Genomic DNA, 14938 nt, shown 5'->3' with positions numbered 1-14938 from the left:
TGTTTTTCGACCTAAAAAGAACCATGGAACAATTGCTTTCCCAAATCCGAAGCTGCACCCATTGCAAGGAACATTTGCCTCTGGGACCAAGGCCCATCGTGGCGGCCCATCCGGAATCCAAGATTGCCATCATTGGACAAGCTCCGGGCACCAAGGTCCACCAAACGGGAATTCCGTGGGACGACCCCAGTGGGAGACAGCTCAGAAACTGGCTGGGTGTTTCGGACGAACAGTTTTATGACGACCGTTTGTTCGCATTGGTCCCGATGGGATTCTGCTATCCGGGAAAAGGTAAATCTGGCGATTTGCCCCCAAGGCCCGAGTGCGCCCCACAATGGCATGCACCGCTCCTGGAACAAATGCCCAACCTAAAACTGACCATTTTGATCGGGCAGTATGCCCAAAAAAATTATTTGGGGGATGACATGAAAAGCAACCTGACGGAAACTGTGAAGAAATATAGGGAATTTTTGCCCCAATACTTTGTATTGCCCCATCCGTCCCCCAGAAACCGATTTTGGTTGAGCAAGAATCCATGGTTTGATGAGGAAGTTCTGCCCGAATTGAGGAAAAGGGTTTCAAATAGTCTTACTTCTTAGGCAAAAAACTAGTACTGTGATCCATCATGTTTGCCTTTTTCCCAACCATGTTTCCCCAAATATTGTTCGGCACTGTCCACGGCCCCTTCTTCAATGGAAGTGCCCATGGAATCGTTCCATCGGTTGAGGTAACCGAACAGGGAAATCACCCCCAACATTTCCACGATTTCCCCTTCGTTCCAATAGCGATAGAGCCGTTCCTTGATTTCGGCATCCACGGCATTGGGCACCTGTGAAGCCGCCAGTGAAAAATCGAGTGCGGCACGCTCCGCTTCGGAAAAAAGCGGGATGCGTTCGGTACTCCCAAATGTTGTCCAACTGTTCCTGTTCGGCTCCATAGCGTTCTGCGGCCCTAATCGCATGGGCTTGGCAATAGCGGCATCCCGTGGCATTGCTGCTCACCCAGGCAATCATACGCTTCAGGGCGGATGTCACCCTCCCTTCATTGGCCATGACCGCTTTGTTGAGGTTGATGAACGCCTTGGAAATGGCGGGTCTGTGCTGCATGGTGAGGACAGAGTTGGGACAAAAACCCAAGGTTTCATTGAAGAATTCCGCAAGCTGTTTGGTTTCAAGGTCGTGATTGGGATCAAGAGGTGCTACGAGGGCCATAATAAGAGCTATTTAAATCGTATTTTTGAACCCTACAAGAAACAAAAAATTGATGTCATGACAAATCATATCACTACCAAATGGTTGGGCGAAATGGCCTTTGAAAGCAACAACCCCTCCGGACATACCGTGCGGATTGACGCAGGATTGGACGACGGCGGTTCAGGAGCCGGATTGCGGCCCAAGGCATTGATGCTTTCCGCTTTGGCCGGATGTTCCGGACTGGACGTGGCCTCGCTCATCAAAAAAATGAAACTGGATGTGGAGGACTTCAAGATTGACACCATTGCCAATCTGACCGAGGAGCACCCCAAATACTACGATTCCGTTGTGGTCGAGTACCACTTTTCAGGTGCCAACCTCAATGAGGACAAGCTCCAAAAGGCCGTTGACCTTTCCGTGGAGAAATATTGTGGGGTGATGGAAATGTTCCGACAGTTTGCGAAGTTGGAGATTAAGACTATTTTTCACCATAAATAAAGAGCAAGTCCAAGTGTAAAGTTCAAGTGCAAAACTCAAATTCAAGGTAAATCATTTATATTTATTGGGTCAACCTCAAAATCATATCAAAATGGTTTATGACACAGAAAAAGTTTGATTTAGAGGAAAGATTCGTAACATTGGCAGCCAGTATTGCTACTTTTTGTCAAGGTTTATCCCACGATTTTACCGGTCAATATTACGGAAATCAATTGCTTCGCTCTGCAGGAGGGGCGGCTTTGAATTTTGGTGAGGCCCAAGGAGCAAATACAGACAAAGATTATGTGCACAGGGCGACTATATCATTACGAGAACTTAAAGAATCAAGAGTAAACCTCAAGATCTTGAATAAAATAGACTATGGCAATAAAGAAATGCGCATAGGTTTATTGGATGAAGTTGAACAATTGATCAAAATCACTGCTACAATTATCAAAAACAAGAAGTAACCCCAAGATTTTATCTTGAGCTTGAATTTGAGTTTTGCACTTGAACTTTAAGACCTATGCGCTGGACCCTAAAACCAAAACCAACCCAAGAGGATACCGACAGACTTTCCGCGGAACTGAATGTTGAAAAGTTGATTGCCCAGTTGCTATTGCAAAGGGGGATTTCCGATTACGACGAAGCCAAGGCATTCTTCCGGCCCGAACTGGACCATCTGCACGACCCTTTTTTGATGAAGGACATGGAAAAGGCCGTGGCGCGGATTGAACAGGCGATGGCCAACGGGGAAAATATTTTGGTCTATGGCGATTATGATGTGGATGGCACCACTTCTGTGGCCCTCATGTCTTCTTTTTTGATGGAGTTTTACCCCAATGTGGCCACCTATATTCCCGATCGTTATGCTGAAGGTTATGGTATTTCCTTTCAGGGAATCGATTTTGCCGAGGACAACGATGTGTCCCTGGTCATTGCCCTGGACTGTGGCATAAAGGCGGTGGAAAAAGTAGCCTACGCGAAAAAAAAAGGTATCGATATCATCGTTTGTGACCACCACAGACCAGGAGAAGTTTTGCCCGAAGCAGTGGCCATTCTGGACCCCAAACAAGATGATTGTGATTACCCGTACAAAGAGCTTTGCGGCTGTGGCGTGGGGTTTAAATTGATCCAGGCTTTGGCCTCAAAACAGGGCAGGACCATAGAAGGCCTGGTCCCGTATTTGGATTTGGTGGCAACGGCCATTGCGGCGGACATTGTCCCGATCACTGGAGAGAACAGGGTGCTTGCCCATTATGGCTTGCAGGTGATCAATTCCTCACCAAGAATAGGGATTCAGGCCCTTATCGACCAGACCAAGAAACGTGAACTCACCATCACCGATGTGGTGTTTATCATAGCACCACGGATCAATGCGGCGGGCAGGATGAAGCATGGGCAGCATGCTGTTGCTCTACTGACGGAAACTGATTTTGTCACGGCACAGCAGTATGCCCAAGAGATTGAGTCCTTCAATGCAGAGCGAAGAAATTTGGACCAAGAAACTACCGAAGCGGCTTTACTTCAGATTCAAGATAACGCTGAAGAAAATCGGTTCACTTCCGTTGTGTACAATGAAAATTGGCACAAGGGCGTCATAGGTATCGTGGCCTCCCGGCTCACGGAAACCTATTACCGACCCACACTGGTCTTCACCAAAAGTGGGGACAAACTGGCCGCCTCCGCCCGTTCGGTAAAGGGATTTGACATCTACAATGCGCTGGAAGGCTGTTCCGATTGTTTAGAACAGTTTGGCGGGCACATGTATGCTGCCGGACTTACCCTTTTGGAAGAACAGTACGAAACCTTCAAACAGCAATTTGAAAAAGTGGTCAAGGAGACCATCGACCCAGACCTCTTACAGCCCGAAATAAGTATCGATGCTCAGATCGGTTTGGAAGAAATCACTCCAAAATTGATGCGCATCCTCAAACAGTTCGCACCATTCGGTCCGGGCAACATGACCCCGGTTTTTATGGCCGAAGCAGTACAAGACACTGGCTATGCCAGAGGGGTGGGAGAGGATGAAAAACACCTGAAAGCATCTCTTTCACAAAAAGGCTCAACACCTATTGGGGCCATTGGCTTTAATTTGGGAAATAAATTAGATCTACTGAAGGACAAAAAACCTTTTGATGCCGTATTTTCGTTGGATGAAAATGAATGGAACGGAACGGTGAGCCTTCAACTGAAACTAAGAGATATTCGCTAGACATTTATGGATCCATACGCTGCACTCCGATATAGGGAGTTCAACATTTTTTTATTGGTTCGGTTTGCCATGGTATTTGCCTGGTCCATGCAGTTCATTGTGATCGAGTGGCAGGTCTATTCGTTGACAAAAGACCCCTTGTCCTTGGGAATCATCGGCTTGATGGAGGTGATCCCCGCCGTGGGAATGGCCCTTTTTGCCGGACATATTGTAGACCAAAAAGAAAAGCGGAACCTATTGGTTACCTGCATTGCAGGATTTTCGGTGATCAGCTTGGGACTGTTTTTGTTGAGCTGGCCGGGGCTTGAAGATTCTTGGTCTTCCCAAACCATCCTGTACTCCATTTATGCCCTAGTATTTTTGGGCGGCTTTGTCCGTTCGTTTTTAGGCCCGACGATTTTTTCGCTGATTGCCTTGATCGTGCCCAAGAAAATTTATCCCAATGCGGCCACATGGAGCAGTTCCACGTGGCAATTGGCCGCCGTTTTGGGCCCGGCTCTGGCAGGATTTTCCATTAGCTGGATAGGGGTACACTGGAGCATGTGCGTCATTTTTGGGTTCTCGTTGATGGCCCTGCTCTTCCTGCTCCAGATTCCTAAAAAACCCATTTTGAACCCGAAAATTGGCGAGCCCGTTTTTCAAAGCTTGAAGGATGGCCTCAAGTTCGTTTTTGGCAGCAAGGCCATTTTCGGGGCACTCACTTTGGATATGATCGCGGTGCTTTTTGGTGGGGCGGTGGCCCTTTTGCCCGTATATGCCCAGGATATTTTGCATGTGGGCTCCGAAGGGTTCGGTATTCTCAGGGCAGCACCGGCAGTGGGCGCATCCATAACCATGTTGGGTTCTACTAGGTTTCCGCTGCACAAGAATGCGGGTAAAAAACTGTTGCTTGCCGTGTTTGCCTTCGGTATCTGCATCATCGTGTTTGGACTTTCCGAACTGTTCTGGCTATCGGTGGTCGCCCTGTTTCTCAGTGGGGCCGTGGATGGGGTTTCCATGATCATCCGTCAGACCATTTTGCAATTGAAAACACCGGACAATATGCGGGGCAGGGTCGCTTCGGTAAATTCCATGTTCGTGGGTTCTTCCAATGAGTTGGGCGCTTTTGAAAGTGGACTGGCCGCGAAATTGATGGGAACCGTGACGGCGGTGGTGTTCGGGGGTTGTATGACCTTGCTCACCGTAAGCGCAACGGCCATTGCGTCTCCTACGTTTAGGCAATTGGACCTTCAGAAAGATATTGATGAGCACGAAAAGGATTAGTCTTCCAACTTCTCCAAGTTCAATTTTTCCCCATCAAAAACAGCGTATGTAAAATAGGAAATCCAATCCCCAAGGTTGGTATAGGTGGATTTTTCATTGAGCCGGATCTCCAATGGAAGATGCCTGTGCCCGAAGATAAAATGGTCGTAATGTTGCTGTTCCAACTTCCGCTTGGCATATAGGATGAGCCATTCCTTGTCCTCTCCCAGGAATTTGGCGTCGGCCTCCCCGGAAATGATCTTGTTGTTCACGGACAGGTGTTGTCCCAGACGAACCCCCAAATCCGGATGCAGCCATTTAAAGAACCATTTGGCCACGGGATTGGTAAATACCTTTTTCATCCGCTTGAAACCTTTGTCGTGTGGGCCTAGTCCATCTCCATGCCCGATGAAGAAGGAAGTATCGTTGATCAAAAACTGTTGCGGTTTGTGGTACACCGGAATATTGAGTTCTTCCTCAAAATAGCCGTTCATCCACAGGTCGTGGTTGCCCACAAAATAAGTGATTTGGATACCCATGTCCGAAAGCTCGGCCAATTTGCCCAAGGTGCGGGTGAATCCTTTGGGCACAACGGTCCTGTATTCGAACCAAAAGTCGAACAGGTCGCCCATCAAGAAAATGGCATGCGCATCGTGTTTGATGGAATCCAGCCAGGCCACGAACTTTTTTTCCCGTGGCAGACTGTCCTTTCGGGTGGGTGCCCCAAGGTGGTTATCGCTTGCGAAATAGACTTTTTTGCCTTCTGGAAGGGAAATGTTCTTCAATTTATCTAAGGAAAAAGTTTATAGATATCGTTTCGTTTGACAAAACGGGACAATATTACAGTGTTGCTTTCAAAGAAAAATCCAAGACGATACTGACCCACCCTCATTCTGAAAGCGTTGGGATGCCCAGCCAGTTTTTTGATGGATGGGATGTCGTCCAAAACCTCGGCCTTTTCCATTTCCTCGATGATGAGCTTCAATTTTTGCTTTACTTTTTTATCCGTGACCTTTCTTACATCTTTTTCGAGAGACCTAAGATATTTGATTTTCATTCATCCAAGGTGTTAAAGATGTCACTCTTGCTTACAAAATCTTCTTTATCAGCCTGCTGCATTAAAAGAAGAAGTCCAAGGTCCTCTTTCTCCTCCTCTGAAAGTTTTTCAAAACGTTCCAGTTCTTTTTTCTTCACATACTCTATGATGGCCTTTTCCATTAGAGCCTTGACGCTCATGTTCTCAAAAGCAGAGAGTACTTTGAGCTTTACCACGAGCGACTTATCAACTTCAATAAGTTTTTTTACATGTTCCATTGTAAGGTATGGTTAGCAAATTAAATTGCCACAAATATATGAAATATAATAAGGTATATATTATATATAATATATATTACCTTTTGAACTTCCTGTTGTTTCGCATTTTGTTGACCACGTAGATCACGGCTACGACCAAGGCCAAAATGGGGAATATACTTCTCATCTTTTCGACATTTATTTTTTGAACTTTTCCAGTGCCTGTTTGGTGTTTGGGGACAGGGCCAATTTTCCGGAAGCTTCGGCTCGTTCCAAAAGGAGCTTGTCCCAATGTTCCGTGCCTTCCCAAAGCACTTTTTTCATTTGCGATAGGGCCTCAGGGGTATAGGTGGCCAATTTTTGAAGGTGGATGTCCAACTCCTTGTCCATTTCGGGGATGGAATCATAGACCTTGGCATACAGCCCTTTTTCCTTGGCCCAATAGGCATTTTTCCATTCCGTGGGATAGAGGGAGAGCTCGGCCAGTGCGGCCTTGCCCATCTTGCGCTCCACGACAGGGGCGATCACAAAAGGACCGATCCCAATGGAAATCTCCGATAGTTTGATGGCGGCCTCCACGGTGGCGTGGACATAATCGCAGGCCGCGGCCAGACCAACACCTCCGCCAACCGTCTTGCCCTGTACCCGCCCGATGATGGGTTTGGGGCAATTGCGCATGGCATTGATCACGTTGGCAAACCCACTAAAAAACTGTTTGCCTTCTTCCAAATTGGAAATGGCCACCAATTCATCAAAGGAAGCGCCGGCACAAAAGGCACGGTCGCCTTCGGACTTTAGGACAACAACAGCTACCTTAAGGTTCGTGGCCAATTGGTCAAACTCTTTGGCCAAACGTTCCAACAACTCAGAAACAAAGGAATTGCTGGCAGGATGGCCAAACTCAATGGTGGCGATCCCGTTTTCAATTTTGGTATATAAACTTCCGTTGATTCTATCTGTGGACATGTTTCAATTTACAATGAACAATTAGCAATTTACAATCATCTGATGTCTGATGTCCGACTTCTGATATTGCTAAATTACGGGTTTTGGACCAAGGGCCTGAATTTTCGATCAAATTTCCAGAGCAGGGCAAATCCACGGATCAGCATCCAGACCACAAAGGCCACCCAGATGGCATAAAAGCCCCATCCCATGAACTTGCCGAGATAGAGGCAGGGCACAAATCCCAAAAAGGTTGCGGTGAGCAGCACATTCCGTAAATATTTCATTTCGCCCAACCCCTTGAACAGTCCATCGAACACAAAAGCCAACGTATTCATGGGAAGTCCCAAAATCACTATGTAGAATATGCCGTAAAAGGTATCCAACACTAAAGTGTCATTGGAAAACAGATATCCGATGGGGCGATAGAACAGAAAACCACCCATCATCAAGACCAAACTGACCATCATTCCATATAGCACTATTTTTTTGGCCAGTTTCCAAAGGCCATCATAATCGCCTGCTCCCAATAATTTTCCACTCATGCTATTACCTGCTGCGGCAAAGCCATCAATAAAAAAAGCTGCAAACAACCAAAGGTTGATGGCGATGGTGTGCGCCCCGATAAAGCGATCGCCCAAGGTAGTGGCTTCGCGAACGGCCAGGATCAGGGCCACATTGAGGGCTATGGCCCGCACAAAAAGATTGAGGCTCATAAAAACCACCCGTTTCAGTTCTTTGTTGAGCGGAAAGACCAACTTCATGCTGATTTCTGTCTTTTTCAGCAATAGGATGAAGGCCAAAACGGCCATGATAGCTTGGGAAATCAAACTGGCCCATGCGGCGCCTTCCAGATACATAGCGGGAATCCATCCGTCAATTCCATAAACAAGGACAAAGTCGAACAAAATATTGAGCCCTGCCCCAAGCATGGCAATCACCATGGGGTAAAAGGTATTCTGTAGTCCCCTGAAAATACCGAAAACCGCAAAGGTGAACAAGGTGAGCGGGAAACCCCAGACCCGGATGGAGTAGTACGAGATGCAATAGTCCAGGATTTTCCCGGAGGCGTTGAACAGTGTAAAAATTTCCTCGACCACAAAAACGGTGGACAATAACACTACGATGCTGAGCAAAATGTTGAAGAAAATGGCCTGGGCGGGCAGGTTTTTCACTTCCTCCAGTTTTCCGGCGCCCAAATATTGCGAGATGATGGCCGAAATGGAACTCCGGGTCTGTCCCAAGACCCAAATCAACATGGATAAAAAGGAACCCACGATGCCCGCGGCAGCCAAGGACTCCAAACTATCCGTTGGGATGTTGCCCACAATGGCCGTATCCGTGATGGAGAGCAGGGGTTCCGCTATGCCGGATATGGTCGCTGGGATGGCGAGGCGGTTGATGCTCTTGAAGTTTACCTGTGTACTCAAATCGGCTGCAAGTTACAGCACCAATTCGTAACAATGAAAGGGATGGGCGCTTTGTTTGGGGAAGAAGATGTCGCCCAATTTTTGATAGCCCCTTTGCTCGTAAAACCTTTGGTTTCTTTTGTTCTGTGAAAATGTGTCCAGCCGAACGGACACAAATTGGTGGTTCTTGGAATAGGTTTCGGCAAAATCCATCAATTGTTGCGCCAAGCCTTTGCCCTGATGGGCTGGGTGTACGGAAAGCCGGTGGATGTATGTGCTGTTGCCATTTGGGGTGAGCCATTGGATGGGCCGGTATTCCTCGTCCATGAACGTGGAAACCACAATGGTGCCCAAAATAGAACCCTTTTCCACAATAACATAAAGTTCTCCCCGTTCCACATCATTTATGAAAGCGGCCTCGGAAGGGTAATGTTCGTTCCATTGATATATGCCATTTTGCTCCATTTTTAGGGCACATAATCGGGTAATGGATAAGATATTAGGGATTTCAGATATCTTTGCGGGTCGTATCATTGATTGATTTCAATTTAATTGTAAATTTAAGGTTTAATCATAATCACCGAACCATGAACAACATCCTTGTACCTATTGGAACTTCTCCTGATTCATCACAAACACTGCAGTATGCCATAGATTTTGCCTCGAATTTTGGGGCCAAGATCTTTGTGATGGATGTTTTTTCGGTCACTTCCGCGGTAGGAAGCTTGGCCAATGTGGAGGAGAAGGTGGCGAAGAGCAGCAAGGAGCAATTGAAGGAGGTGATAGACAAGGTGGACACGAAGGGCATCGACATCAAGATCGCCACCTACAACGGGGACATTGTGGATGGCCTGAACAGCATCAACAAGGAACTTGGGATCGATTTGATCATCATTTCCCCCAAAAGCAACGACATCCAGGAAGAACTTTATTTGGGCAACACTTCCGGAAGGATCATCAAACAGACCGATATTCCTGCATTGATCGTTCCCAAAGGGACGCAGTTCCAACCCATCAAGAAAATATTGACCGCTTTTGGATCGGGAATTTTGAAGCGAAGGAGCATTTTGAACCCCTTGATCACCATAAAGAACAAGTTCAAGTCGGAGGTAAGCCTGCTATTGGTCAAAAGACCAGGCTATTCCGAAGCCGATCTGAAGGTGAACACCGCCCTTATGGACCTGAGCAAACAACTGACCATCACAGAGAATGCCACGACCTATTTGGGTGTCATGGAACACTTCCAGAAAGAACATCCCGATGTGCTTTGCGTGTTCCGAAGAAAAAGAGGGTTCTTCAAAAAGCTATGGGAAAAGAACACCATCCGGAAATCAGAGTTTTACGTGCCGATTCCCGTATTGGTCCTGAGCGTTAAAAAAGACTAAGGAAGGGCCATAAATTTTGATACTTTTGGAAAAAGTGTTTCCTTTGCGCACGCTTTGGGGGATTAGCTCAGTTGGCTAGAGCGCTTGCATGGCATGCAAGAGGCCACCGGTTCGAATCCGGTATTCTCCACTAAAACGAACAAGCACCTCAAACGGGGTGCTTTTTTTGTGCCTTTGTAGTCAGGGTTAAACGGAACTACTTAATTATCAATGTAGTCGTGTAAATTTTGCTCAGGCCATTGTTGCTCCCGTAGATGTATTCCTGGAATTCTGAAACAGAGCCAAAAGTTCTGGGGGCCATATCGTTCCTTCTGCTGGTAAAGTACAAAAGTTGGTTTTTCTCATCATAGAACGGGCAATATTCCATGTATTTAGTGTTGATGGGCGCCCCAATGTTTTCCGCTTTTGTCCAATTGCCATTGGCATCTTTTCTGGAGATATACAGGTCGCCACTTCCAAGGCCCCCTTCTTCATTGTATTTGGAAAACAGAAGGTAATCTTCCTTTTTCGAAATAAATGCATTGAATTCATATCCAGAGCTATTGATGTTTCCATCCAACAAAATCGGGGTGGAATAGGTGCCATTTTCCCATCGTGAAAAATAAATATCATCTTTCCCCAGTCCATTGGGGGATTCCAAGGTGAAGTACAGATTGTTGTTCTCACTAAGGGTTGGATAAAACTCGTCTAGGCTGGAGTTGACGGGAGCCCCCAGGTTCTTTGGTTTTGACCATTCCTCCTCTGGGCCATTTCGTTCCACATACCAAATGTCAAAATCTTTTTTCTCTCGGGTAGAATCGTCCAAAGGCCTATCGGAAACAAAATACAGTCGTTTTCCATCGCTGGACAAGAAAGGTTCGAGATCCATATAAACATCGGAGAATGGCAATAGTTCGGGTGCCGTCCATTCATTGTTCTCCTTTGTGACACGGGCAATTTGGGAAATTTCCTGGAATGGGCTCTGGAGGGTGAAATAGGCTTCGTCCCCATTTTCGGAAATGCAAAAATCACGGACATTCAGAAATTGGTTGAGTGTGCTGCTAAACTGGACGATTTCATTTTCGCCTTGGGCCGCTATCCCGTTGGACATCAAAACGAACAGCACCCATATTCCGATTCTTTTGATCATAATTTTAGAATTGTTTTCCCTTGAAAGGTTGAAAATCAATGTGTCTTGTCAAATTTTATCAACCTGTGAGAGTTTCATAAATGTAGCACTTTTCGACAGTATACCGATGTACTGTGTGCATACACTAAAATTAACCATCCTTTAGGATGGTTTTCTTGCTTTGGGCCATTTCATTTCCCAACTTTGGAATATTAAAAAAGAATGATCATGGAATTGAAAGGTAAAGTGGCCTACATCACAGGAGGCACCAAAGGAATAGGATACGGAATTGCAGAAAGTCTGCTGGCGCAGGGCATGAAAGTGGCCATCAGCGGAAGGAGTGCCCAAAGTGTGGACGTGGCCATCAAGAAGCTCGGTGATAGGGACCGAGTGCTTGGAGTTGTGTCGGATGTGTCCCGATTGGAGGACGAGAAAAAAGCCGTGGAGGCCATTCTTGCTGCCTGGGGACAATTGGACGTGGTGATGGCGAATGCAGGTGTGGGCCACTTTGCGCCCATCGATGAAATGTCGGAACAAGATTGGCACCAAATGATCGATATCAATCTCAGTGGGGTTTTCCACACCCTTAAAGCTTCTGTGGAGGCCTTGAAAAAATCAGAAGGGTATTATATGACCTTGGCCAGTTTGGCCGGCACCAACTTTTTTGCCAATGGGGCGGGCTATAATGCCACCAAGTTTGGCGTGGTCGGTTTCACCCAAGCGGCCATGTTGGATCTCAGACAGTACAACATTAAGGTAACCACCATAATGCCCGGTTCGGTGGCGACCCATTTCAATGACCATGAGCCATCGGAAAAGGATGCCTGGAAAATCCAGCCGGAGGACATTGGAAAACTGGTGGTGGACCTGCTCTTGATGCATCCCCGAACATTGCCGAGCAAAATTGAAGTAAGGCCCACACGCCCGGACCTCAAATGATCAGTCCCTCTTTTCGGTGAAAGGAATCTTGGGATCTAGAATGTCGCGTATGAGCTGATGGAGCTTCTCCTCAAAGGAAGCCAGTGTGTTTTCATCAATGAGCGGATTTTTGTCATCCACAAAGGAGAACAGCCCTTGTCCTAGATTTTTAAAGGAATAGATACCGGCCAATAGCGGACTCGCGCCGTGCTTTTTGCGATACATGTGGGCGTAACAAAGCAGCTGAAAGGCCTTGCTCTTGTCATATTCGGTGATGAGCTCTTCCCAATCCGTTATTTTGACGTTCTTGGGCTCCACCTTCCCCGTTTTGTAGTCAATGATCCTAACGGTCCCATCGATTTCATCCACACGGTCCAAAGTGCCTTTGAGTACTATGGGAAAGTCCAGCCCGGGAATGCTGAGCGGTACTTCATACTTTTCTTCCAAGGCCAGTATTTTGATATTGTGCCTTTTCAGGTTTTGCAGTTCCATGTTAATGAAATTCTGCAGATATTTTATGATGACATTGTACACCAATAGGAACTTTCCTTTGGAAATGTCCACGCCCGCAAGGCTTTTTTGAAAGTGTTGGGAAACGGTTTCTGCAATCTTGGACTTAAGGGCCGACACATTTTCTGAAGTCAGGAGGGAATTGATCAGTGGGGTGTATAATTGTTCCAAACTATCGTGCACAATGGTGCCGAAGGTGTTTGCGGCAATATTTTCCTCCACTTCTTCCAGGTCATTAATTTTCAAGATGTTTCTTTTGTAGAAATCTATTGGATTCTTGATATAATTGGTCAAAGAGGTCGGAGAAAATCCTTTTGCGGCAAAGGCCTTTAGGTCTTCCACCAACACAGTATCCTTATCGATATGCAAAAGAGGCTTGGCATCTATTTTGATTTCCGGGGCCGCAATGGCATGTTCCACATAGGGACGGATGTTAGCATCTGTCAGTAATTGGGTGATGAGCCTGCTCTTTTCCCAACCTTCCAAGACATCTGGCTCCGTATTATAGATGATGTGCACATTCTTTGCCCGTTGTATGAGCCGATAAAAGTGATAGGTGTAAATAGCGTCCTTTTCCTTATAGGTGGGCAGCCCATAATCCCGCTTTACATCAAAAGGAATGAAAGAATTGTTGGATTTGCCCGATGGAAGGATGCCCTCATTGACGGAGGTGATGATGACGGTTTCAAAATCGAGGTTCCTGCTTTCCAACATCCCCATGAGCTGAAGCCCGGAAAGCGGCTCGCCAATAAAATCCAAGGTTTCCACGGATGACAACTGTTTGAAGAGATTTTTGATGGACTTCAGTTCCGTCATAAAATCCACTTTTTCCAAATATTGTCCCAATTGATTGAAAAGGGTATGGAAACGGTAGAGGTATTCCAGCTCCAAAGCATTTTCTTGGGATTGATAGCTATTTTTTAGATGCTGAATCAGCTTCAGGCAATGCTCTACCCATTCTTTGGGCGAAATGGATTTCTTTGGAAAGAGAATTGCCAAGAGCTCTTTTGAACCATCATAAGCGGAAAGCATATCAGACGACACATACAGCCAATTACCTTCCTTGATGTCCTTGGCCAAGGCTTTGGCAAAATCGGTTTCTCCGGAAGCCGAAAGCACCGATACATAGGGATTGGAAATGAATTCCAGTACGTTTTTATAGAACCATCCCCTTTCGGAAACGTTCAGGCAAAGTTCCAAATAGGTAAGGAAAAATGAGTGCAGTACGGTTTTGTACAATGGGTAACCCATAGTGATGTTCACCTCACCAATGGAGGGCGGAACAGCTTTGAGCATAGGGTCCAGCAAGGTTTCGTCCGCGAGCACAAGGGCCGTGTTCTTTAGGCTGATCTCCTTGTTTAGGGCCAATTCTTGGAGCAATTGCCCCACATATTTGGTCTGGGAGATGTTCTTGGGAACCCCGGTAATGGATATTTTTTTGGGCGACAGGAAACTGTCCTGTGTTGTTATCCGGCTCTGGTTTTTGAGATAGGGCCATTCACGCTGGTAGTTTCGGATAAAGAGCCCGGCATCGTGTATGGGGTCGTTCAGGAAATAGGTGTCGATGTCCCAATAGATGTATGCATTTCCCTGTTCGAGATAATGCTGAATGATTTGGGCCTCTGCATTGTTGAGCGCATTGAAACCAACAAAAATGACCGGATTCGCGCTTGACGCTTTTGTTTGTTCGGACAAGCTTTGAACGGCAATCCTTTGGATAAGACCTTGATAACCTGTTTTTTGGTGTAAAAGTGCAGTGGTAAATTTTCCGTAGATGTTCTCCAATTTGCCCCAAAGCTGCAGATAATTCTCAACGAGCTCCGTTTTTTCCTTTTGTAGGGACCAGTGGTTCAGTTCCTTGATAGCGGAAAGGTAGTTGAGGATATCCTTGGCAGGAATCAGATAACCATCGATCTCATTGAAATCATGGAGAAGCGTTTGTCCCCATTTGATAAAGGAGGAGAAATCCTCGTGTTGATTGATGTCAGCCTCTTTATAAACTGCATATAGGTTGAACAATAGATTCACATTACTGGACTGTGACAGCCCGGTCAAGGCTTCTATGAATTCCTGTATGGATAGGGTCTGGGGACTGAACACACTCCTGTTCAATCTTTTTGAAATATGTTTTTTCAAGAAAGTCCCCGAACGTTTGCTGGGCAGCACAAAGGTGCATGAAGCAATGTCCAATTGCTTTTTTTCCAGGTCGTCCAGAACATGTTCAAGGAATGTAGTCTGCATGT

The 14938-nt window shown here is 46.3% G+C and carries 15 protein-coding genes, 1 tRNA gene and 1 pseudogene; 8 read left to right on the top strand and 9 right to left on the bottom strand.

What is annotated here, in order from left to right; translation table 11 throughout:
- Positions 1-23 precede the first annotated feature (23 nt).
- Positions 24-599 (top strand): uracil-DNA glycosylase family protein, encoded by a 576-nt coding sequence (locus SD450_RS06440; RefSeq protein ID WP_318343807.1) that lies wholly within the window; start codon positions 24-26, stop codon positions 597-599.
- Positions 600-607: 8 nt separating this feature from the next.
- Here the strand turns inward: SD450_RS06440 and SD450_RS06435 are convergent.
- Positions 608-1211 (bottom strand): annotated as a pseudogene (locus SD450_RS06435) (carboxymuconolactone decarboxylase family protein).
- A gap of 57 nt (positions 1212-1268) precedes the next feature.
- On the opposite strand from SD450_RS06435, the gene SD450_RS06430 reads away from it, so the two are divergent.
- The 4 genes from SD450_RS06430 (at position 1269) to SD450_RS06415 (ending at position 5148) form a co-directional block, all read left to right on the top strand.
- Positions 1269-1691 carry an OsmC family protein gene (locus SD450_RS06430; protein WP_318343806.1) on the top strand — a complete coding sequence of 141 codons (423 nt, stop codon included), beginning with the start codon at positions 1269-1271 and terminating at the stop codon, positions 1689-1691.
- Between the two features lie 98 nt (positions 1692-1789).
- Entirely contained in the window at positions 1790-2140 is a 351-nt protein-coding gene (locus tag SD450_RS06425) for a four helix bundle protein (protein ID WP_318343805.1), read from the top strand.
- Between the two features lie 56 nt (positions 2141-2196).
- Positions 2197-3885, top strand: a complete 1689-nt coding sequence (recJ, locus tag SD450_RS06420) for a single-stranded-DNA-specific exonuclease RecJ (protein WP_318343804.1) — start codon at positions 2197-2199, stop codon at positions 3883-3885.
- A gap of 6 nt (positions 3886-3891) precedes the next feature.
- On the top strand, positions 3892-5148 hold the full coding sequence (locus SD450_RS06415; RefSeq protein WP_318343803.1) for an MFS transporter: 1257 nt from the start codon (positions 3892-3894) through the stop codon (positions 5146-5148).
- Here SD450_RS06415 and SD450_RS06410 read toward each other — a convergent pair.
- The 6 genes from SD450_RS06410 to SD450_RS06385 form a co-directional block, all read right to left on the bottom strand.
- Positions 5145-5912 (bottom strand): UDP-2,3-diacylglucosamine diphosphatase, encoded by a 768-nt coding sequence (locus SD450_RS06410; protein ID WP_318343802.1) that lies wholly within the window; start codon positions 5910-5912, stop codon positions 5145-5147. The genes SD450_RS06415 and SD450_RS06410 overlap by 4 nt on opposite strands.
- A 5-nt stretch (positions 5913-5917) precedes the next feature.
- Positions 5918-6184 carry a type II toxin-antitoxin system RelE family toxin gene (locus tag SD450_RS06405; protein ID WP_318343801.1) on the bottom strand — a complete coding sequence of 89 codons (267 nt, stop codon included), beginning with the start codon at positions 6182-6184 and terminating at the stop codon, positions 5918-5920.
- Positions 6181-6441 (bottom strand): hypothetical protein, encoded by a 261-nt coding sequence (locus tag SD450_RS06400; protein WP_318343800.1) that lies wholly within the window; start codon positions 6439-6441, stop codon positions 6181-6183. Before SD450_RS06400 ends, SD450_RS06405 begins: the two co-directional genes overlap by 4 nt.
- A gap of 177 nt (positions 6442-6618) precedes the next feature.
- Positions 6619-7386 (bottom strand): enoyl-CoA hydratase/isomerase family protein, encoded by a 768-nt coding sequence (locus SD450_RS06395; protein WP_318343799.1) that lies wholly within the window; start codon positions 7384-7386, stop codon positions 6619-6621.
- Between the two features lie 74 nt (positions 7387-7460).
- Complete coding sequence (locus tag SD450_RS06390) at positions 7461-8795, bottom strand: MATE family efflux transporter (RefSeq protein ID WP_318343798.1); 1335 nt, start codon at positions 8793-8795, stop codon at positions 7461-7463.
- Positions 8796-8807: 12 nt separating this feature from the next.
- Positions 8808-9308: a GNAT family N-acetyltransferase gene (locus SD450_RS06385; RefSeq protein ID WP_318343797.1), complete on the bottom strand. Its 501-nt coding sequence runs from the start codon at positions 9306-9308 to the stop codon at positions 8808-8810.
- Positions 9309-9361: 53 nt separating this feature from the next.
- On the opposite strand from SD450_RS06385, the gene SD450_RS06380 reads away from it, so the two are divergent.
- The gene (locus SD450_RS06380; RefSeq protein WP_318343796.1) at positions 9362-10159 is read left to right on the top strand and encodes a universal stress protein; all 798 of its coding nucleotides are present in this window, start codon (positions 9362-9364) and stop codon (positions 10157-10159) included.
- 56 nt (positions 10160-10215) lie between these two features.
- Positions 10216-10289 (top strand) — tRNA-Ala (locus SD450_RS06375).
- Between the two features lie 66 nt (positions 10290-10355).
- Here SD450_RS06375 and SD450_RS06370 read toward each other — a convergent pair.
- Positions 10356-11288, bottom strand: a complete 933-nt coding sequence (locus SD450_RS06370; RefSeq protein WP_318343795.1) for a TolB-like translocation protein — start codon at positions 11286-11288, stop codon at positions 10356-10358.
- Positions 11289-11495: 207 nt separating this feature from the next.
- Here SD450_RS06370 and SD450_RS06365 point away from each other — a divergent pair, with 207 nt between their 5' ends.
- Entirely contained in the window at positions 11496-12206 is a 711-nt protein-coding gene (locus SD450_RS06365) for an SDR family oxidoreductase (RefSeq protein WP_318343794.1), read from the top strand.
- Here the strand turns inward: SD450_RS06365 and SD450_RS06360 are convergent, their stop codons facing one another.
- Positions 12207-14936, bottom strand: coding sequence for a PD-(D/E)XK nuclease family protein (locus tag SD450_RS06360; protein ID WP_318343793.1), 2730 nt, complete (start codon positions 14934-14936; stop codon positions 12207-12209).
- Positions 14937-14938: the final 2 nt, after the last annotated feature.

The organism is Flagellimonas baculiformis, from assembly GCF_033441575.1.
Taxonomy (GTDB): Bacteria; Bacteroidota; Bacteroidia; order Flavobacteriales; family Flavobacteriaceae; genus Flagellimonas; species Flagellimonas baculiformis.
This window is presented reverse-complemented; position numbering and strand designations above follow the sequence as displayed.

Excerpts from the sequence above, each read along its gene's own strand:
- SD450_RS06440 (WP_318343807.1), top strand. The coding sequence starts at position 24 with ATGGAACAATTGCTTTCCCAAATCCGAAGCTGCACCCATTGCAAGGAA.
- SD450_RS06430 (WP_318343806.1), top strand. The coding sequence starts at position 1,269 with ATGACAAATCATATCACTACCAAATGGTTGGGCGAAATGGCCTTTGAA.
- SD450_RS06425 (WP_318343805.1), top strand. The coding sequence starts at position 1,790 with ATGACACAGAAAAAGTTTGATTTAGAGGAAAGATTCGTAACATTGGCA.
- recJ (WP_318343804.1), top strand. The coding sequence starts at position 2,197 with ATGCGCTGGACCCTAAAACCAAAACCAACCCAAGAGGATACCGACAGA.
- SD450_RS06415 (WP_318343803.1), top strand. The coding sequence starts at position 3,892 with ATGGATCCATACGCTGCACTCCGATATAGGGAGTTCAACATTTTTTTA.
- SD450_RS06405 (WP_318343801.1), bottom strand. The coding sequence starts at position 6,184 with ATGAAAATCAAATATCTTAGGTCTCTCGAAAAAGATGTAAGAAAGGTC.
- SD450_RS06400 (WP_318343800.1), bottom strand. The coding sequence starts at position 6,441 with ATGGAACATGTAAAAAAACTTATTGAAGTTGATAAGTCGCTCGTGGTA.
- SD450_RS06395 (WP_318343799.1), bottom strand. The coding sequence starts at position 7,386 with ATGTCCACAGATAGAATCAACGGAAGTTTATATACCAAAATTGAAAAC.
- SD450_RS06385 (WP_318343797.1), bottom strand. The coding sequence starts at position 9,308 with ATGATACGACCCGCAAAGATATCTGAAATCCCTAATATCTTATCCATT.
- SD450_RS06380 (WP_318343796.1), top strand. The coding sequence starts at position 9,362 with ATGAACAACATCCTTGTACCTATTGGAACTTCTCCTGATTCATCACAA.
- SD450_RS06370 (WP_318343795.1), bottom strand. The coding sequence starts at position 11,288 with ATGATCAAAAGAATCGGAATATGGGTGCTGTTCGTTTTGATGTCCAAC.
- SD450_RS06365 (WP_318343794.1), top strand. The coding sequence starts at position 11,496 with ATGGAATTGAAAGGTAAAGTGGCCTACATCACAGGAGGCACCAAAGGA.
- SD450_RS06360 (WP_318343793.1), bottom strand. The coding sequence starts at position 14,936 with ATGCAGACTACATTCCTTGAACATGTTCTGGACGACCTGGAAAAAAAG.